This is a genomic window from Segetibacter koreensis DSM 18137 (assembly GCF_000374045.1).
Classification (GTDB): domain Bacteria; phylum Bacteroidota; class Bacteroidia; order Chitinophagales; family Chitinophagaceae; genus Segetibacter; species Segetibacter koreensis.
On the sequence record NZ_KB893319.1, the window covers coordinates 142,343 to 161,883 of the forward strand.

Here is a 19,541-nt window from a genome sequence, read left to right on the forward strand (position 1 = left end):
TAATAAAGGTTGCTAAAAGAAGCAACCTTTATTATTTAAACAATTTTAAATAAGTAATCTTATTGTATTAATAGTTTAATTGTCTCGAGTTTTGAGTCAGATTGTATTTTGAGAAAATAAATACCGGGCTTAAAATAAAACCTGGAAACATCTATTGATAAGTTGCTTCCACCCGCTTTTAATCTTCTTTTTCCCAGGTCGTACACTTTTCCTAGCGCGTCTACAATTTGCAGGGTAAACTCTCCTTCATATGTCCGGGGAAATTCGATATTGAATCTTTTTTGAAAGGGATTCGGATTAACTTTTGGTTTTTCCGTGTCGGTAAGGCTTTCCATTAATAGTTCTGACAGTTCTGTTGGGTATGCAAATGCTAAAGTATCATCGCAGGAAGGAAATTGTTTATAGGAACTTTTTACAGAAGTAGGCTGTGCATTATTAATTGGTTGAGCACGGGCAGAAGTTGTACCGGTATGTGGTTTTAGTAAGGTTATTTGACCGTTTCCTCCATATTCTGACACATAAATATTTCCATTTTTTACATTTTCAGTAAGGTCGAGGGGATCAACGAACCCCGAAAATCCTGTAATGGATTTTCCTTCAATTGAACTGACAATGTCTTTTGACGTGCCAGGAGTAAGGGTGATGATATCGTCATATTGGCTATACCTTACTACCAGCAACTTTCCCTTTAAAGCACCATTGAATACTGAGCTTTTATACTCAATAGCACCATTGGGAGAAATATTACTGTGAAAATCGAAAGCGAAACCTCTCCAGTTAGCATCAGGTAGCGTGCCTATGGGATAGCTTGTCACTTCGGACACATCTTTATTCGATGTAGGGTTTCCTCCATTTAAAACATATTCGCCTCTCAATGCATTTGGATGACCATAGTAACCTCCTTTTACTATTCTGAAAAGAAAATCTTTTTGCGTCTGCTGTACATTGGTTAAGGCCGGGATTGAAGGACCTTTATAAGTTGTACCATTTGTCCTTAAAGTGCCGGTTACAGATGCAGGAGTATTGCCTCCTGCAGCAGAGCCGTTGGTTGGAGCATAAAGACTCCCGTTACTATGCCAGACAAGGTCATAAGCATTTCGGGTACCCGAGGCATAAATAGTTAATGGAGCATTAGAAGAATAAGGGTTATAAGTTCCTCCGCCCTCAGAAGTTTTTACATTTAAAGGAAGAGAACCGAGCTTGGAAACATCTAATCGTAAAACTGCTCCTGAAAGTAAATGTTCATTTCTGTTGCCCCATGTTTGGTCTGCCCGTCCCATTGCCGAGGTGCTACCCTGGGTAAAATATAAAGCCCCATCAGGACCAAAAGCTATACTATTGGTTACATGATCTTTAGCTGACCGCGGTAAATTAATAAGTACATCCTGAACTATCTGGAGATTGCTGCCGCTGAGTCTTGTGAGTTTTCCATCCCAATCCGGGCCATTTATAAACACGTACGAATCATTTGTAACCCACGCGATAAGGTTAGTTGCAGTAGCTGAGGGATCAAAAGCAAAACCAAGGGATAATCTTTGTTTTCGTATTCCCGACGCATCCTGCAGTGAATAGATTAATTGCGGAGTTCCTAAAGTTCCGTCAGGGTTTATTGTAAAGCGTTTAATTATACCATCAATGGTTATTGCATATAGTTTACCGTCCGGCCCTATTGTAAGGCTCGAATGTCGCCCCGTAGCAGTGGGTAAGCTTATCTTATCAAACCGTATTGAACTATTATCCGGAGTTGCCGTAGATGTTGTAGTAAATGTGCTGGAAAAAGGAACAAACGATCCTCCAAACAGGTCTTTAACTGCCGAAGTAATATTAAATTTATAGGTGGTGTTTAATTTTAACGAAGAAGTTGGCACAAGAGTTATTGCATCACCTCCGCCGGTTCCATTAACATGTGAAGGAACTACTGCCCCTGTGGCCGTCTCTGTAAGATACACAGAGCCAGAGGTAATGGTATTGTTATTAATGCCACCATTTGGTAATTGTAAAATATTTGTTGATATAGATGTATTCTCGCTTACACTTTTTTCTCCGTTCAATGGATTTACTGATACCACAGCAGGTCTGCACGGCTGAATGGTAACGGTATTTATTTTGGTATTTGTTCCTCCGATAGCATCTATGGTCAAGTACCCATCGGAAACAGACACTGTTACAATTGCAGATTTAAACTTTTGGGTTGAGGTAGGTACAAATGCGGAAATCACTTTTTTGCCTTCGATATTAATAGTGTGCTTACTGTCAATTTCGGTGCCGTCACCAACAGAAACTTTTACATCATACTTACCATTAGGTATCTTAACTCTCCATCTGCCCTCCGTTTTAGTGCCTGAAAATGTCGTAGTGATATTATTTGCCTGCATATGCATTAAGGTAGCAAGTGAAATATTTGCAGGAGAACTTCTTTTTCGCCCGTTTTTACTAAGCCTGAGAGGAGTGTTATCATACCTTTTTACCCATCCATAATAAAGACCTGAACCCTGGTGCGAAAGGGTGCGGAGACCAAAAGGTTGACCAAAGTCTCGTATCCAACCGGTAGGAGGTGTTGTAGACGAATCCTGAAAATTAACTTTAATATTTAAACCAACTGATTGTGCTATAAGTGTGGAAGAAGATCTGCCGAAAAAGAATAAAGCAAAACAAAATTTAAAAAAGAAGGTAAAATATTTCCGCGAAGAAAGGGTATAATTTATAATCATATTTTATCATTGGTGAAAAAACAGCTGCTGGTGATAGAATATTGTGATTAAGAACAGGCGGTCTATGTTTAAATATCATTTAATACATTACACCTGATTTTTCTTCTGAATATAAGAAAAGAATTGGAAATTTTTATAAATTAATGTAGTTATAAGTGGCAATATTAATAATAAATGCTGGCTTTATTATATAAATAAGATTATTTTTAAAAGGAAAAGTGGTTAATAAAATGGTAGTGAAATGTAACGCTAATTGGTAAGTGTTAATGAAGGAATTATTAATAATAATAAAAGATAATAAAACATTTAGGACCTATATTAATGCTTTTACATCTTACTAATATTAAACGAACATGATATTTAAAAAAACCTTTGAATTTAAAACGGAACAATTTTTAAATATTTTAACCATACAGTTAAATAAATCAACGTTAATAATCGTTTGACTCAATAATTACTGTATAAAAATTGCTGTCTTATTTACATCATATATGTTTCAGAATCCTTCTCAACAAATTTTTCAAACTTCAAATTCTGCACGCTGGGCAAGATTTAAATGGGGAAGCCGTTTTTTAATATTCTGTTTGCTATTGGCTATTGCGGTCATTATTATAGCTATGGAGACAGAGTACACCCCTCAGCTTAACATGGAAGGTGTTGCTAAAAAGGCATTGCAGGAAAGAAAAAATTTTATTGAAAAACGATCTAAACTTCCAAAGGAATATACAGGTTTTAAACAATTTATAAATACACGGTGGGCCAAAGGGAAAGGATGTGGACAGGGATCTTCTTTGCCTGTCAATGTAAGTGCTGCCTACAATTGGAATTCCCCGGCAGGCATTCGTTCAGCTTTTTATGTAGCCTGGGATCCGCAATCTTTTTTTTCACTCAAAAGAAGCATCAGTAAATTAAATCTTGTATTACCGGAATGGTTTTTTTTAGATCCTGATGCAGATACAATTAAAACTAATATTGATAAAAGAGCGTTTGATTTAATTAAAGCGTCGGGAGTAAAGGTAATGCCGATGCTTACTAATAATATTAATGAAAAATGGAGAGGCGATGTGGTACACAGGATTATAACAAATCCTGCGAAAAGGGACAGATTAATAAATGACCTGGTAAAGCTTTTACAAGAGAATAAATTCCAGGGAATTAACATTGATTTTGAAGAGTTGATCGAAACGCACAACGAGGTTTTATCGGGTTTTCAGAAAGAATTGTACAACCGCCTTCACGCCAATGGTTTACTCGTAACGCAGGATGTTATTCCTTTAAATGAAGATTATGATTATAAAGCTTTATCCAGGTACAATGATTATTTATTTCTGATGGCGTATGATGAACATTCTTCAGACGGTAAGCCTGGGGACATAAGCAGCCAGGATTGGATGCAGGCTGCCGTAGACGAAATGGCGAAAGTAGTGCCCGCTAAAAAAATAGTTTTGGGAATGGCCGGCTATGGTTACGACTGGCCTGAAAAAGGTGCTGCAGAAACAGTTACTTACCAGGAAGCGTTAAGTACTGCCCGGGAAAGTGAAGCAGAGGTAGATTTTGATGACAATACTTACAATCTCCATTATAGTTATTATGATGACAGCGATAAGCAGCATGAAGTATATTTTACAGATGCCGGAACTAATTTTAATACCCTGAGATTTGCAACTGAGTACGGTCTTGCAGGTACTGCTTTATGGCGCCTCGGAAGTGAGGATACCCGCTTATGGGATTTTTATAACAAAGAGATGTCTAAGCCTGCTCTTGCCAGTTTCAACTTTGCCGATTTTAATACGGTAGAAAGCAGCAATGATGTAGATTATGTAGGTGAAGGTGAAATATTAGATGTCTTATCTAAACCCCGTGCGGGACATATAACTCCTGAAATAGATACTGCTGAAATGTTAATTAGTGAAGAGCATTATGATACTCTTCCTTCTATGTTTGTGGTAAAAAAATGGGGAAAGGCGAGGGGCAAGCAGATGGTGCTGACTTTTGATGACGGACCAGATCCGGAGTATACAAGAGAAGTGCTGGATACACTTGCAAAATATCATGTACCTGCGGCTTTTTTTATAGTTGGTATCCAGGCGGAATCAAATATACCGTTGGTGAAAAGAATTTATTCAGAAGGTCACGAAATAGGTAACCATACATTCTCACACCCCAATATGGCAGAAGTCAGCGATAAGCGGGCTTTAATGGAAATGGATGCAACAAGGTTACTTATAGAATGTATAACGGGTCATTCAACTATTATGTTCAGAGCTCCTTTTAATGCGGACAGTGAACCCGAACAAATGGAAGAATTGATTCCTGTAGCACTAAGCCGTACCAGAAATTATTTGACTGTGGGAGAAAGCATTGATCCCGAAGATTGGGAGCCGGGTATATCTGCTGACAGTATCTTTAAACGGGTTGTCAGGTATCAGCAAAATGGTAATATTATTCTTCTTCACGACGCAGGCGGCGACCGCAGCCAAACCGTTAAGGCCTTACCACGAATTATTCAATATTTTAGAGATAATGGATACACTTTTACCACTGTTTCACATTTGTTAGGCAAAAGAAGAGATGACATGATGCCTGGAGTTCCGAAAGGCAGTGGCTACAGAAATATTCAGATATATATGTTTATCCTGGAAGCGGGTTATTATATTGGGCATATAATGTTTTCATTGTTTGTTGTATTTCTTATTCTGGGCATGGCAAGGCTTTTATTCATGGCTTTCCTTGCATGGAAACAGCACCGCAAAGAACAGTCAATAATTTATAATTCCTCATCTGATAAACCCCTTGTAAGTATAATCGTTCCGGCATATAACGAAGAAGTGAATGCAGTAAATTCACTAACGAATTTATTAAAATGCGATTATGAAAATTTCAATATCATTTTTGTTGATGATGGAAGCAAAGACAGCACTTATGAAAAAGTTAGCAATTCATTCTCTAATCATCCGAAGGTGAAAGTAATGACTAAGCCGAACGGCGGTAAAGCATCTGCACTCAACTTTGGAATATCTCAAACTACTGCCGACTACGTTATATGTATTGACGCTGATACAAAACTCAAACCTGATGCTGTCAGACTTTTGATGCGACATTTTTTATCAACAGAGCAAGGCAGGCAAGGAAAAGTGGGTGCGGTAGCGGGAAATGTAAAAGTTGGTAATGAAGTAAACCTTATAAGCCGATGGCAAAGTATAGAATACATCACGAGCCAAAACTTTGATCGTAAAGCTTTTGCCTATATTAATGCAATTACCGTTGTGCCCGGCGCAATAGGTGCATTTAGAAAACAGGTGCTTGAAGAAGCAGGAGGCTTTACTACAGATACCCTGGCTGAGGATTGCGATCTGACTATTCGTATCTTACAATGTGGGTACCTGGTTGAAAACGAGAACCAGGCAATTGCTATGACCGAAGCGCCTGAGACTATAAGGCAGTTTTTAAAACAACGGTTTAGATGGAGTTTTGGAGTTATGCAAACATTCTGGAAACATCGTGAGACTTTATTTAATAACAATTATAAATCGTTGGGATGGATAGCGTTGCCAAATATTTTACTGTTTCAGTTTATCATCCCGGTATTCTCTCCTCTTGCAGATGTTTTAATGATCATTGGTCTTATGACAGATAATGCAGCAAAAATTGGAAACTATTATTTATTATTTATGTTAGTGGATGCGGCAATTGCTCTTATGGCTTTTAGCTTTGAAAAGGAGAAATTCAATAAACTTATATGGTTAATTCCGCAAAGGTTCGCATATCGCTGGCTCATGTATATAGTTTTGTTCCGTTCGTTTAAAAGGGCGATCAAAGGAGAACTACAGCAATGGGGTGTTTTAAAAAGAACAGGAAATGTAAAGGAGTTAAGCGTGCCTGAGAAGGTACAACCGGTATAATTAATTTGGCTTTGCAATAAGCGCCAATAACACGGTTTTAATAATTTTTATTATTAATCTCCTACAACAACATTTCGTCTGAAACTTTCTTCCAATGAAATAAAAGTTTCTGTTCTTTCAATTCCTTTTATTTTTTGCAGCTCATCATGCAAAACGTAACGCAGTTGGCTTATGTCTCTGCACATAATTTCAGCAAACATGCTATAATTCCCGGTAGTATAATTTAACCTTACTATCTCAGGTATTTTTCGCAACTCTTTTACAACTGCATCGTACAACGAACTTTTCTCAAGATAAATGCCGATAAAAGCTATTACATCGTAACCCATTGCTTTCAGGTCTACATTTAATTTTGTTCCTTTTACAATTCCCATTGTCTGCAGCTTTTTTATTCGCACATGTATGGTTCCTCCTGATACAAATAGTTTTTTACCAAGATCGGCATACGATATCTCTGCTGTTTCCATCATTTCGTTTATAATCTGGTAGTCCAGTTTGTCAAAATTTAATTTAGAGGTCATTTTTTTAGATGTAGTTAGAGTTTTTTAAACAATAAGTAAATTTACTTGAATGATTTCTAATTTTTTGAAATATTAGTTATAAAATTTGCAACAAAAATAGAATAAGCCGTAATATTGCATTGTCAAGTTCATTGAATACATACTGTGGGGTGATGAAATTTTGGCAGACATGCCCTCTTGTCTCGGGGGTGAGGAGCCCGGAATAAATTTAACGTAGAGCCGACTGTTCCTTGCGTTCGGCCGACCAGGGTTGACCACTAAACTTTGCGTTTAAACTAACCGCCTCGTGGAGGTTCGAGCCCTCCCCCTACAGCTATCTTGAAAAGAGTTCTTATTAATACTGTGGAGTGATGAAATTTTTGGCAGACATGCCCTCTTGTCTCGGGGGTGAGGATTACGGGATAAATTTAAACGTAGAGCCGACTGTTCCTTGCGTTCGGCCGACCAGGGTTGACCACTAAACTTTGCGTTTGAACCAACTGCCTCGTGAAGGTTCGAGCCCTTCTTCCACAGCTACGCCTCAGCCCTTTCTCATTTGTGCATATGGTTGGGGCGTTTTTGTTTTAATAGCTTGCAGTAAAATAAAAAGCCAATACTATGGCTTACTATTGCACGATTTTCGATATTTAGCTGCCACCCATTCAATAGCCAACAAACTTAGATACCGTAGATGTAATAGCTTCAAATATACCTACCCATTTAAAGTTTTTATGATATCGTCAATTAATTACGCTAACTTTATCACAATACGATTGTCTTCTGATCTCATATTTTGTCTTATCTAAAGCTATTCTTGCATAGGCTTTAACTACTTGCCCTTTTTATATTCCTTTCAGCAATAGGAGTAAAATTTGGATCGATTTTAATAGTCGCTTGTAATTGACCTCTGCTTATACTGTTTATTAATAACACTTATTTAAAATTATACTATGCCGGCATCTAATCAAAAAACAAAAATTCTTTTTATAAGCACTTTTCCACCTAAAAAATGTGGAATTGCAAGCTTTACGCATGATTTGATTAATGCAATCAATATGGAAATAACAGAAGAAATTGTTATTGATGTTTGTGCACTAGATAAAAAAAAGACAACGGAGTTATATGACGAAACTGTTAGTTTGGTCATGGACGGCTACCAATTGGAGTCTTGTCTGGAAACTGCTAAGAATATAAATAATGATTCCTCTATTAAATTAATTTGTATAGAGCATGAGTTTGGTTTGTATGGTGGAGAATTAGGTGAATATCTGCTGGCTTTTTTATCGCTGATTGAAAAACCTTTTGTCATTCGCTTTCATACAGTGCTACCTGCTCCTGCACCAAAGATGTTGAAAATTGTACAGGCTATAGGATTGTTGGCTGATAAAGTAATCGTGATGACGAAAAACTCTTCTAAAATACTAAAAGAAGATTACCTGTTAAGTTCTGATAAAATTATTATTATACCTCATGGAACTCACGCTCATAGCAAAACAAATACCGAGGAATTAAAAGTTAAATACGGTCTTGACAAAAAACACGTATTAACAACATTTGGATTACTAAGCCCTAATAAAGGGATTGAAAAAGGCATTATTGCAATGAAAGAAATACGGGCAATTTTTCCTGAAGCGGTATATATTGTTTTAGGTCAAACACATCCAAATTTGTTAGAACAGGAAGGGGAAAAATACCGCAATTACCTGCAGCAATTGATTGAGGAGAATGGATTGCAGGAAAATGTACGTTTGGTTAATGAATATGCTCCTATAAAAAAACTAATGGAATATTTAGCGTTAACAGATATTTACCTGTTTACTTCAAAAGATCCTAACCAGGCAGTGAGTGGTACTTTTTTATACGCGATGAGTGCCGGTTGCCCGATTATTTCAAATTCATTTGTGTTGGCTAAAGAAATGCTGGACGAAACAACAGGTGTAATTCTATCTCCCGGTAAGGATCATGAATTAGCAGAAAATGCAATCAGGATCCTTCGAAATCCTGAACTAAAAAAGGAAATGAGCAATAATGCCTTTTTAAAGACCCGAAATACAACATGGGAAAAAGTAGGTCAAAAACATGCGAACCTTTTCTATAATGTTCTTGGAATCCCGGTGTTGCAGTCAGAACTAGTTAATCAGTATATCAATTAAATTAAAAAGTATTTATGGAAACAGAAGGAATATTGCTCAGTTCGAATCCCCACGTTCTGGAGCTTTCAGATTTGCCGGATTTCAATTTCCAGCATATTAAAAATTTGACGGATGATACAGGAATTATTCAACATGCGATATTTAATATACCAAATAGGAAAGAAGGATATTGTATTGACGACAATTCACGTGCTTTATTATTAGCAGTTTTGGTATGTAAGAATAAGCAAAATGAGGCTGCATTACCGCTTCTCCATGTATACCTGAGTTTTATCCATTATATGCAAACTGATAATGGTGAGTTTAAGAATTTCATGAGTTATACTAAGGCGGCTGATGAAGAACGTGGCTCGGAAGATTCGTTTGGCAGAACAATAATGGCGCTTGGATTTCTTGTTAACGAAGCCCCTTCTAATTCGTTAAAAAGGGCTGGTGCTGACATTTTCTCCAAAGCTTATCGTCATATTGATAAGCTTACTTCTTTACGTGGCATTGCCAATTCTATTGTTGGCGTTTGCCAGTATATCAAGTATAATTATCCTGACGACCACAAAAGAGATCTTGTGATAGAGCTTGCCAATAAAATGGTGAGAATGTATAATGACAACAAAAAGGATAAATGGCATTGGTTTGAACCTATCCTTACCTACGACAATGCAATACTACCTCTTGCCTTATTAAATGCTTACGAGATAACAAGTGATGAAACTTATTTGTCAATTGCCCTCGAATCCATACGTTTTTTGGAGTCAAAAGTATTTCACAGCGGTATTTTAAGCCCAATAGGAAACCAGGGTTGGTATGAGCGGGGAAATACTCCTGCAAAATTTGATCAACAAGGCATTGATGCAATGGCTATGGTGCTTTTCTATCAACAGGCTTTTAGAATAACCCGGAATAAAAAATACTTAAGCCGCATGTACCAGAGCTACAATTGGTTTCTCGGCCATAATGACCTGAGTTTATCGTTGTATGATCCCGGTACGGGTGGATGTGCTGACGGATTACATAGTGAAGGAATTAATTTTAACCAGGGCGCAGAAAGTACATTAGCTTATTGGATTTCGCACATGGTAGTATTATCATCAATTAAAGAATGAAAGTTGCCATTTTAGCTCCTGTTACCTGGCGTACTCCACCAAGGAACTACGGACCCTGGGAACAAGTAGCATCAGTATTGGCTGAAGGACTGGTAGAACAAGGAGTGGATGTAACCTTATTCGCAACAGGAGATTCAGTAACCAGGGGCAAGCTTGCATCTGTAAGGGAAAAGCCATTAGGAGAATTTCCGGGTGATGCAAAAGTTGTAGAATGCCTGCACATTTCGAATGTAATGGAGCAAGCTACCTCGTTTGATATAATACATAATCACTTTGATTTTCTTCCCCTTACTTACTCGGCTTTAGTTCGTACTCCTATGATTACAACAATACATGGGTTTTCTTCCGAACAAATTATTCCTGTATATAGAAAATATAATGCTAATACACATTATGTGTCTATTAGTAATAGCGACCGACATCCTGACCTTACCTACCTCGATACAGTTTACAACGGGCTGAATGATCAGCAGTTTCAGTTAGGTTTAGGAAAGGGGAATTACCTGTTGTATTTTGGAAGAATTCATCCGGATAAAGGTGCATATGAAGCAATTCAAATAGCCGCTAAATCGAATAAAAAGTTGGTGCTATGTGGTCTTATTCAGGACCAGGAATATTTTGATAAACAAGTTGCTCCTTATCTTAATGATACCTCTATTATTTATCTGGGCAATGCAGGACCTGAACAACGAAATCAATTATTAGGCGATGCAATTGCACTCCTGCACCCGATAAGTTTTGAAGAACCGTTTGGCTTAAGTGTAGCCGAAGCGATGATGTGCGGCACACCTGTAATTGCTTTTAGCAGAGGAGCTATGAAAGAATTAATTATTGATGGGAAAACCGGTTTTTTAGTAAATAATATCGCAGAAGCAATTGTTGCAGTTGGCAAGATCATCAGCATTTGTAGAAATGAATGCCGTAATCATGCTATGAAGAAGTTCAGCAGTAAAGTAATGGTCTTTGGTTATATAAGATTGTATCAGCAAATCCTTAGAAAGTCTAATAGCATTTAAGACATTATACTTGTTCTAGAACATCTCCTGGCCCCATATGAGAGTACAAGGGCAGGTAGCTGACTTTTTACTATTTTCGTTAAAACAATAAACAATATTTTATGAATAAGAAAGGTCCAATTATCGTAATAGAAGATGATGAAGATGACCAGGAAATCCTCATGGAAATATTTAAAAAATTAGGTTACGAGAATAAAATCGTCTATTTCCTAGATAGCAATAAAGCATTAGAATACATCAATAGAACAGACGTGCGGCCATTTCTCATTCTTTCGGATATCAACCTGCCAAAGATGGATGGATTTGAACTAAGAAATAAAATATTTACGAACGAACAATTACAAACAAAATGTATTCCTTACTTATTTTTTACAACAGGCGCTAATAAAAAAGCGGTCACCGATGCTTATGCTATGTCTGTTCAAGGCTTTTTTATTAAACCTTCTTCCATGCAACGCCTTGAAAATACAATAAAGAAAATAATTGAATATTGGCAGGAATGTATAGCTCCAAGTCAGTATGAATGATTGAGAGTTCGTAACATCATTTAATCTAAAACTGATACGACTCTTTTTCAATTGCTTAATATTTCATCCAACAGTTCTGTTACAGATACTGTTGCGAACGAAGAAGCATAGTCAGATACTGCATACGGGATTATCAATTTATCTCGATGTATTATTGAACCGCAGGAGTAAACCACGTTAGGTACATATCCATCCCTTTCATCTTCATTAGGTACAAGCAGCGGCTCCTTCAAACGTCCTATTTCTACCGTTGGATCATTCAAATCGAAAAGACTTGCACCGAGACAATATTTTCGCATTGCCCCAACTCCATGTGTAATCACCAGCCATCCCTTTTCTGTTTCAATTGGTGAACCTGCGTTTCCTATTTGTACAAACTCCCATGGATATTTTGGCTTTTGCAGCAGTTGAGCCTCTTCCCACAGATACAGATCATCAGAAAACATAATGTAATTATTCATACCGTCAATACGGGAGAGCATTAAATATTGCCCATTGACTTTACGCGGAAACAAAGCAAGGTTTTTATTGATAGCTGCTTTACCATGAAGAGGTGCAATTTTAAAATGACAAAAATCCTTCGTTACTATTAGTTGGGGCAAAATATAGGAGCCGTCGTAAGCAGTATAAGTCGCAATATAAGTAAACGAACCATCCTCTTCTGCAAATTTTACAAATCTTGCATCTTCTATTCCATTTTTTTCTGTACGGGTTACAGGAAAAATCACACGCTCTGACAATAAAGAGTCAGGAGAAAACTGTAATTCATAGCTTGTATTGACCATACTAAGAATATCGAATTTAATCCTGTTTCTGTCTTTTGTTGATTCTATTCTCAATAAAGCTTTTTTTAGAACCGCTTCGATCTCCTTGTAAGAAAAAGTCTCTGGTAACTGGTCGTAAATAGAAGGCAGAATACCTTCAGGTATTACCATTTGAGACATTAACTCTTCTAAAGTTGCTTTGTTGTCTTTTTTAAGTTCAATAACCTTTCCTTCACCCATAAATCTGCCTGTGGGTTCAAAATGGATAACGCCGTTTTCGTCTAATAAACCTTCTTTAAAAACAATAGAAGAAATGTGACTTTCACCTGTCGCCCTAAAACTCACGATCACCTTTTTTTGGCCAACACCTGCACCAGCCTGGTCGGGATCTTCAACAATCGAAGGGTTGAATAAAGCTGCGGCTTCAATAGAATATTCCATTGTAAAATAAGAACCAATCAGCAACTTTTTCATATCGATTAACGCATCTTGCTCAGGTTGGGCGAGCAAGTGTTTAATTAAATGAAAGTGTTTCAAAAAAACCGTTTTTATATCCCGGTACCTCTTTGAAAACTCAGTAAAAACATTTTTTAATAAAACTTCCACTTCTTCATTTTTCATTTGCGACACTCTATTTATTAAATTAAGAGAACGCTCGTCACCCGTATTAAAAAATCTTGCAATTACTTTCTTATAATCAGGATTGATCCTGATATTCATTCTGTTAACCGTTAATGTCATTGTGTATTTATAAAAAAGTATTTGATAGTCATTAAAAAGCTTCGCCCAGGTTTAAATAAATACCTGAATGGCCTTTACTAAAGCCGTAATCGATAGCAATATTAGTACCTGATCGTTTGTTGAATTTGATTCTTAATCCACCACCGGCCGCCGCATGAGGTCCGCTCAGGCGTTGTGTAGCGGGATTTGTAATGGTAGTAAGGTTGGTAAAAAGTACATATCCTAATAGTCCATTCATGGTTATATCTCTTCTGTATTCGCCTTCTATATACCACAAAGATTTTCCACGATACCGATTTTGATCAATTCCCCTTGCAGATCTTTGATAGACGTCGGCGCCGTTTGCAGGCAAATCAAGATAAGGTACATCATTGTTAAAGGCGGTCCAGAGGTATGACCACAATGCTACTACCTTTCTTTTTCTGTCAGGAAAATTTATATACTTTCTGCCATCTAGGTATAGGGATTTCCATGCATGAGATCCATTTCCTAAGAAAGAAGGATTCACCCGGTAAATAAGATTAGCGTAAGCACCGGGTAAGGGATTAATAGCATTATTTCTCGTATCGTATTGCAGGTTAACAGTGATACCAGAGGACAACGTATTTTGATTCACATCTGTACCATGATTGTAGCCTGTAAATTTTTGCAAACCAATAGTATCATTAACACTGTTAATGTTTATATGATAGTCGAGATCATATCCAACGCCGGCAAAAAAATAAGGCTTAATTCTTCTTAATGCTGCCTGGTAAAACCGGATATATTTATAATTTAATAACAATTTTTCATCCCGGTAAATAGTGTTCTTAGTTGCGTAAATATATTCGGGGTATAATGAAAACCTTGTATCACCCTGTATGTTCCAAAGATTTTCTTTGGTATATATATTTGACCTGAAAGCAATAGAATTACGACCTTTAAAGTTGAGATAAGGGGAAAATGTCACATTCGATAAAAACGTATTGCTTCTGCTCCCAAGGTAAAAGCCAGCAGAAGTAGATGTTATAAGTGCCCTTCCCCCGCCGGGCATTGCAGATGAAATGGGAAGCAACGAGAAATATACTTTTTTCCCGGGGCTTCTTTTAAGCGTTTTGGGACTAAACTTAAATTTTGATTTTACAATGTCGATAATGTCGATTTTCCTGGTTGTGTCCTCAAAAATTTCTTTTGTTGTCTGCTGCTTTTGACTCCGTAGAGAGACGGTAGCTGTAAAGAGCAGAAAAAGTACAATAATTAATTTTAATAAACGGCTGAATGACACTTGATTTGGTTTTTACCAACTGTTTTGGTAAGGTACGCTATTAGAACCCGGGCACGGTGTTAATAAATAGCTTTTAACGTAGTTTAATTAAGAAAAATAAAAGAGAGCTTATCATTTTGATGGTCGAATTTACCGACCTACATACAGAAATATTTCAAGTAAATCCTTTAAGGGTTGGTAAAGCAAAAAAGGCGCAACCAAGCGCCTTTTCTTGTTTAACGAACAATATTTTTTGGTTTACTGTTCCTATTTCGTAATAAATAATAGTAAGAACTACAAAAGCCTATTCTTTTTACTGCTGTCGGAGGTTGTATTTAAACCGGATCCTTCTCTAACTTTATGCATCGCTTCAGCAACTCTCATTGTTCTTCCTTCGACTGCAGTTTCATTTAACTGCGACAGCGCTGTTTGTGCAGCAGTTTCATCAACCATTTCCACAAAACCAAATCCCCGCGATTGCCCCGTTTCTCTGTCATTAATAATCTTTACAGATTTTACTTCTCCAAATGGTGTAAACAGATCTTTGAGAGCTTCATCTTTTATATTGAAGCCTAAGTTAGAAACATAAATATTCATGATAATTGTTTTTTATGAAGGTGCTGAAAGAGACGTAGAAATAAAGGCTAAAACTTCACCACAACTGATCTTATTCAGCCTTTTAATTGAACTGCGCAGTAATATATTCGACTAATTTTTCGTCTGCCATTTTGTTCGAAGTGCTCTCCTTCGCAACCGTGTTTTTGTACTGGGGGATTTGCGAAAGGTAATTAATAAACTGCTCCTGCGCATTGCCGGTACCAGTCACATGTATTTCATCAACATTTTGCATATGAGAAGTTATTTCCTTGAACAACTTTTGTTGCGTGCCCTGTTCAGAATTATTAGCAGAATTTTCATTCGAATTACTGTCGCTGCTTGCTGTTTTAGTGTGGGCCAGTATTGCGAAGTTACCGGTATCTACTGATTCCCTGCCTACAATAGTAGCTTGGTGCGAATTCATCCATACACCGAATTGTTTTTTATTTTTTACTGACATTTTGTTTTTTTATTAAAGTTTATGGAAATATTTATCATAGCGTATCTGCTACTAATTGTTCAATTCTTTTTTGCAATTTAACTTTCGTCATTAGTTTATACCATGGCGTTGATCTTGTTTCCCGATTAGTCCACGTTGTTGATAGAAAGCTAAGAAACAAAGGTCCGGCGGCGTAATGGCACCGTATAAATAGCTTTTTATGCAAGAAATAGACTTTTATTACCAGTGTTGTAACCAGCAATTTCTGTAAGTTACCTTTAAATAATTGGCTTTCAACGTTAATGTTTGCCTGTCGGAACATAAAACATACATTTTAAAATGTTCGTACCCTTACAAATCATTATGTTTCATAATAAAACGAAGGCTTTTAAGTTTAAGATTTGAAGCCGAAGTACTTGAGATTTCTATAATTAAGATGAACGTTGTTGCTGGTTACGTAACCGTACAATTATACCTCGTACTACTACTTTATATCCTTCTATATGGGTGCTTGTAGTTACGATCATATTACTTTTTCAACGAAAGTTGCAATTATTTTTATAGGTTGATTTTCTTAGAATTGGCTATTGAAGAATATCTATTTTAGCGAGGTAAGGCTCGCATTGTTTTACTATCATTTATTGTAAAGCATTTACCTTTTCCATTTGACTGCAGCCTTTCCCTTTTATTAGACTAAATTGATAAAAGTCGGTAAAATGATAAAAATTAGTCTTATTTCATTGCGGAATAAAATAACCTGAGGAAATAAAAAATGTATTTGCTGATTACATTTGTCAATTATTGCAAAACTAATTTCTAGTATTTTATGGCCTTAGTTCGCTCAAATTCAGAGACTATTTACAATCCGTCTTCATTGCTCCACATATTCAACAGTACATTACATAATGAAACTACACAAAAGGTATTCAAAGTCAAAGGCATTTATACTGCAGGTAATGGCATAAGTTATGAAGGTATTTATTTTGATAATCTTAAAGATGAAACTTCAGATGCTTCTATGGTCCTTGTAGTTCCAGCGTTAATAAGGCCTCAGTTAATACAAAATAAAATAATAGAATGTAATGTATATCTGACTAAAAGAGTTCAGCCAATTGGGGGTAGAATAGATTTACAATTGAATGTAGTTGAACTGCTTTCCGGAAACTCGTTGAGCTATGTTAATACTCAATTAAAATCATTTGACATACTTCGAAAGAAGGCTGAAGGCGGTTATAAAGATGTAAATGGTTTTATTAAATCAAAGATCATTAATGGAGAACCTATAACTGTAAATATATTACTTGGCAAGTCTGGTATAATTGACAGCGATATTAAACATCAGTTACAAGCAGCCGCGCCGTCTTACAAAATTTACTTTATAGGGATTAATCTTACTTCTGAAAGAGAGATTATGGAGAGTTTACGCTACTATGCAAAAAAATGCGATATACTTGCTGTTGCCGCAGGGGGAGAGGAGAATATAGAAATATTTGATAGCGGTGATATAGCAGAAACAGCGCTCGCACTTTCAACCCATTTTATTACTGGATTAGGTGATAAAGAAAATGTTCCGTTACTACAAAAGATAGCAGATAAATCTTTTACTACTCCAGTTGCAATTGGGCAATACTTTAATGAAATTTATAATAATACAATTACAGATTTTCACACTTTAAAAGCAAAGCTGGTAAATGATATAACGCGGCAATTAGAAGAAAAATATGCAGAAGAGATCAATAATTTAAACACTGACATTACATCTATTGTAACTTCAAATAAAACAGAATTGGAAATTTTAACGCGGCAGCTAGAAGCCGCTAGTAAAGAAAAAATTTCTCAAGCCGATGAAATAAAAACTTTGCAGCAGCGAATGGAAAAAGCAGGTAAAAAAAGTGTTTATGTGATACTGCTAATAATTGCAGCTTTAGTTATTGGATGCGTAATTGGCAGAATATATCTTTAAATATCTTTTGCCAATTAGTTACTTGCCTCATCCTGTTTTCAACTAATAGTAGATAAATAATAAAATAGTAATTGAATTACTAAATGTTTTGAACATGGTTTAAAAGCAGGAAGCCGGGCACAACATCTGGCTTCCTGCTTTTAAATTATCGAAAGAATTCTACCGGCGTTACTTTATTATAATCATTTGCTTTGTATCAATCTTACTGTTATTAATAAATAAGCTATAATTATAAGTACCCGCAGTAAGTTCGCCACTTTTAATATTTACTTGTCCTTCACCTTTTGTTAGGTTAAAAGCTCTTAATACACTTCCTTTCATGTCACTAATTAATAATTGAGCATTTCTTGTATCATTTGGTATAAAATAACTTATCATCGTATTATCACCCGAAGGGTTAGGAGTATTTTGTTTTATAAAGGCAGAGGTGTTAATTGTAGTGCTTCCAGGTGTGTTCGTAGAGTGTAGTAATAATTTTAAATCTTCTATTTCTTTTTGCTGACTTTTAATTTTAATATCCTGCTCCTGCATTCCTTTAATTAAAATCGGAATAAGTTCAGTATAATTTAAAGCCTTAAACTCTATCGTTTCTGAAGGTTGTGCTACAGCAGGTGTTGCGACAGTTGAACCTGCTTGTTGTAATACTGGCGGTTTCACATCGCGAGTCTCAAATTTAGTTGATTTAACTATAGTTGGAAGAATCTGTTCGACTTCTTGCGCAATGAGCCCATAATGTTTCCCCTCTGGCAAATTCATTAATTTGTAATTACCATCTTGTCTGAAATTGTAAGATTTTGGTTTAAGTTTATTTATGAGATCCATTGCACTTGTTAAGTCAGTAACGTTTTGCTTAAGTGTTCGATCTGAACCTAAATAAGTTCCTGTAGAATATACATTTCCTGAAAAGAAACCGGCATAAGAACTACTACTTCCTGTAGAGCCGTAAACGCCTAAGGAAGAAGATGAATATCCATAGACACCATAACCACTCGCGCCATATGCAAAACCGTGTACTCCATCACCCCCTCCAACTGTACTATATCCATAAATACCCGTTTTGCCTGTACCTAAAACCCCAAAAGCAGAAGTACCGGTTCCAACTCCGTAAATACCGTAACCGCCACCTGTACCATAAACACCAATATAACCCGAAGAGCCCGTAACACCATTAGAATATGTACTGCTCCCCACACCATAGACACCCGAACTGACACCAATGCCGTATATGCCATATGTTCCTCCATTGCCATAAACAGCGTAATCGCCTGTGCTCGTTCCATAAACACCATAAGTACTTCCACTTCCGTATACTCCACTGCCTGAACTGTTGTAACCAAAAATACCGTTGTTGCCAACATACAGTCCGCTACTAATTGAGGCATTACCGGCTACCTGCAATTTATATAAAGGAGATGATGTGCCTATTCCTACATTTCCTGACACATACAAACCATTTGACGGACCACTGCTGCTGCTGCCGATGGAAACACCACCATTGCCATTAACGATAAATTTAGTAGACCCATTTACCTGCGCACGAAAAGGACTTACACCGGAAGCACTGTTAACGGTAAACCTGGAAGTGGTGCCTGTTGAACCTATCCCCCAGTTACCTCCATTGGTTATCCTGCCCCGTTCTGTATTATTTGTTATAAAAACAACAGATTGGCTATTTTTTGTACCAAACTTTCCTGTTGCAGTTAAGGTATTGCCTCCATTTACCCAGTTTTGAGCAAGACCGGTGAGTTGAATAAATAAAAAAGAAGCAAAACTCAAAATAGAGAATATCTTTTTCATAATTAAAATATTTATAAATGATTTAGAAGTTTCAATTAACTCTTGTCATAAGTAAGAAAAAACTTACGGAGGAATAGTTGAAAAATGA

13 protein-coding genes are annotated in these 19,541 nt (G+C 36.6%); 6 read left to right on the forward strand and 7 right to left on the reverse strand.

The window, feature by feature from the left end; all coding sequences use genetic code 11:
• Positions 1 to 59: 59 nt before the first annotated feature.
• Positions 60 to 2,711, reverse strand: a complete 2,652-nt coding sequence (locus B154_RS27935) for a T9SS type A sorting domain-containing protein (RefSeq protein WP_018613132.1) — start codon at positions 2,709 to 2,711, stop codon at positions 60 to 62.
• A gap of 491 nt (positions 2,712 to 3,202) precedes the next feature.
• Here B154_RS27935 and B154_RS0107680 point away from each other — a divergent pair, with 491 nt between their 5' ends.
• The gene (locus B154_RS0107680; protein WP_018613135.1) at positions 3,203 to 6,613 is read left to right on the forward strand and encodes a trifunctional glycoside hydrolase family 18/polysaccharide deacetylase/glycosyltransferase family 2 protein; all 3,411 of its coding nucleotides are present in this window, start codon (positions 3,203 to 3,205) and stop codon (positions 6,611 to 6,613) included.
• Positions 6,614 to 6,666: 53 nt separating this feature from the next.
• Here the strand turns inward: B154_RS0107680 and B154_RS0107685 are convergent, their stop codons facing one another.
• Positions 6,667 to 7,134 carry an Lrp/AsnC ligand binding domain-containing protein gene (locus B154_RS0107685; RefSeq protein WP_018613136.1) on the reverse strand — a complete coding sequence of 156 codons (468 nt, stop codon included), beginning with the start codon at positions 7,132 to 7,134 and terminating at the stop codon, positions 6,667 to 6,669.
• A gap of 929 nt (positions 7,135 to 8,063) precedes the next feature.
• Here B154_RS0107685 and B154_RS0107690 point away from each other — a divergent pair.
• The 4 genes from B154_RS0107690 (at position 8,064) to B154_RS0107705 (ending at position 11,909) form a co-directional block, all read left to right on the forward strand.
• A complete protein-coding gene (locus tag B154_RS0107690; protein ID WP_018613138.1) occupies positions 8,064 to 9,266 on the forward strand; it encodes a glycosyltransferase in 1,203 nt (400 codons plus the stop codon).
• Between the two features lie 14 nt (positions 9,267 to 9,280).
• Positions 9,281 to 10,366 (forward strand): hypothetical protein, encoded by a 1,086-nt coding sequence (locus B154_RS0107695; protein WP_018613140.1) that lies wholly within the window; start codon positions 9,281 to 9,283, stop codon positions 10,364 to 10,366.
• On the forward strand, positions 10,363 to 11,382 hold the full coding sequence (locus tag B154_RS0107700; RefSeq protein ID WP_018613142.1) for a glycosyltransferase family 4 protein: 1,020 nt from the start codon (positions 10,363 to 10,365) through the stop codon (positions 11,380 to 11,382). Before B154_RS0107695 ends, B154_RS0107700 begins: the two co-directional genes overlap by 4 nt.
• A gap of 101 nt (positions 11,383 to 11,483) precedes the next feature.
• Positions 11,484 to 11,909, forward strand: coding sequence for a response regulator (locus B154_RS0107705; RefSeq protein ID WP_018613144.1), 426 nt, complete (start codon positions 11,484 to 11,486; stop codon positions 11,907 to 11,909).
• A 47-nt stretch (positions 11,910 to 11,956) separates the two neighbouring features.
• Here B154_RS0107705 and B154_RS0107710 read toward each other — a convergent pair whose 3' ends face one another.
• From B154_RS0107710 to B154_RS0107730, 4 genes are all read right to left on the reverse strand, one after another.
• Positions 11,957 to 13,414, reverse strand: a complete 1,458-nt coding sequence (locus B154_RS0107710; RefSeq protein WP_018613145.1) for a glycoside hydrolase family 130 protein — start codon at positions 13,412 to 13,414, stop codon at positions 11,957 to 11,959.
• A gap of 31 nt (positions 13,415 to 13,445) precedes the next feature.
• Positions 13,446 to 14,678, reverse strand: a complete 1,233-nt coding sequence (locus B154_RS0107715) for a BamA/TamA family outer membrane protein (protein ID WP_018613146.1) — start codon at positions 14,676 to 14,678, stop codon at positions 13,446 to 13,448.
• Between the two features lie 273 nt (positions 14,679 to 14,951).
• A complete protein-coding gene (locus B154_RS27940) occupies positions 14,952 to 15,254 on the reverse strand; it encodes an RNA recognition motif domain-containing protein (protein WP_018613148.1) in 303 nt (100 codons plus the stop codon).
• A gap of 82 nt (positions 15,255 to 15,336) precedes the next feature.
• Positions 15,337 to 15,714, reverse strand: a complete 378-nt coding sequence (locus B154_RS0107730; RefSeq protein ID WP_018613149.1) for a hypothetical protein — start codon at positions 15,712 to 15,714, stop codon at positions 15,337 to 15,339.
• A gap of 805 nt (positions 15,715 to 16,519) precedes the next feature.
• On the opposite strand from B154_RS0107730, the gene B154_RS0107740 reads away from it, so the two are divergent.
• Positions 16,520 to 17,656: an exodeoxyribonuclease VII large subunit gene (locus B154_RS0107740; RefSeq protein ID WP_018613151.1), complete on the forward strand. Its 1,137-nt coding sequence runs from the start codon at positions 16,520 to 16,522 to the stop codon at positions 17,654 to 17,656.
• A 168-nt stretch (positions 17,657 to 17,824) separates the two neighbouring features.
• Here B154_RS0107740 and B154_RS0107745 read toward each other — a convergent pair whose 3' ends face one another.
• Positions 17,825 to 19,453, reverse strand: coding sequence for a tail fiber domain-containing protein (locus B154_RS0107745; RefSeq protein WP_018613152.1), 1,629 nt, complete (start codon positions 19,451 to 19,453; stop codon positions 17,825 to 17,827).
• Positions 19,454 to 19,541 lie beyond the last annotated feature (88 nt).

Coding starts and splice junctions, on each gene's coding strand:
- B154_RS0107705 (WP_018613144.1), top strand. CDS start 11,484: ATGAATAAGAAAGGTCCAATTATCGTAATAGAAGATGATGAAGATGAC.
- B154_RS0107695 (WP_018613140.1), top strand. CDS start 9,281: ATGGAAACAGAAGGAATATTGCTCAGTTCGAATCCCCACGTTCTGGAG.
- B154_RS0107680 (WP_018613135.1), top strand. CDS start 3,203: ATGTTTCAGAATCCTTCTCAACAAATTTTTCAAACTTCAAATTCTGCA.
- B154_RS0107685 (WP_018613136.1), bottom strand. CDS start 7,134: ATGACCTCTAAATTAAATTTTGACAAACTGGACTACCAGATTATAAAC.
- B154_RS27940 (WP_018613148.1), bottom strand. CDS start 15,254: ATGAATATTTATGTTTCTAACTTAGGCTTCAATATAAAAGATGAAGCT.
- B154_RS0107745 (WP_018613152.1), bottom strand. CDS start 19,453: ATGAAAAAGATATTCTCTATTTTGAGTTTTGCTTCTTTTTTATTTATT.
- B154_RS0107710 (WP_018613145.1), bottom strand. CDS start 13,414: ATGACATTAACGGTTAACAGAATGAATATCAGGATCAATCCTGATTAT.
- B154_RS0107700 (WP_018613142.1), top strand. CDS start 10,363: ATGAAAGTTGCCATTTTAGCTCCTGTTACCTGGCGTACTCCACCAAGG.
- B154_RS0107690 (WP_018613138.1), top strand. CDS start 8,064: ATGCCGGCATCTAATCAAAAAACAAAAATTCTTTTTATAAGCACTTTT.
- B154_RS0107740 (WP_018613151.1), top strand. CDS start 16,520: ATGGCCTTAGTTCGCTCAAATTCAGAGACTATTTACAATCCGTCTTCA.
- B154_RS0107730 (WP_018613149.1), bottom strand. CDS start 15,714: ATGTCAGTAAAAAATAAAAAACAATTCGGTGTATGGATGAATTCGCAC.
- B154_RS27935 (WP_018613132.1), bottom strand. CDS start 2,711: ATGATTATAAATTATACCCTTTCTTCGCGGAAATATTTTACCTTCTTT.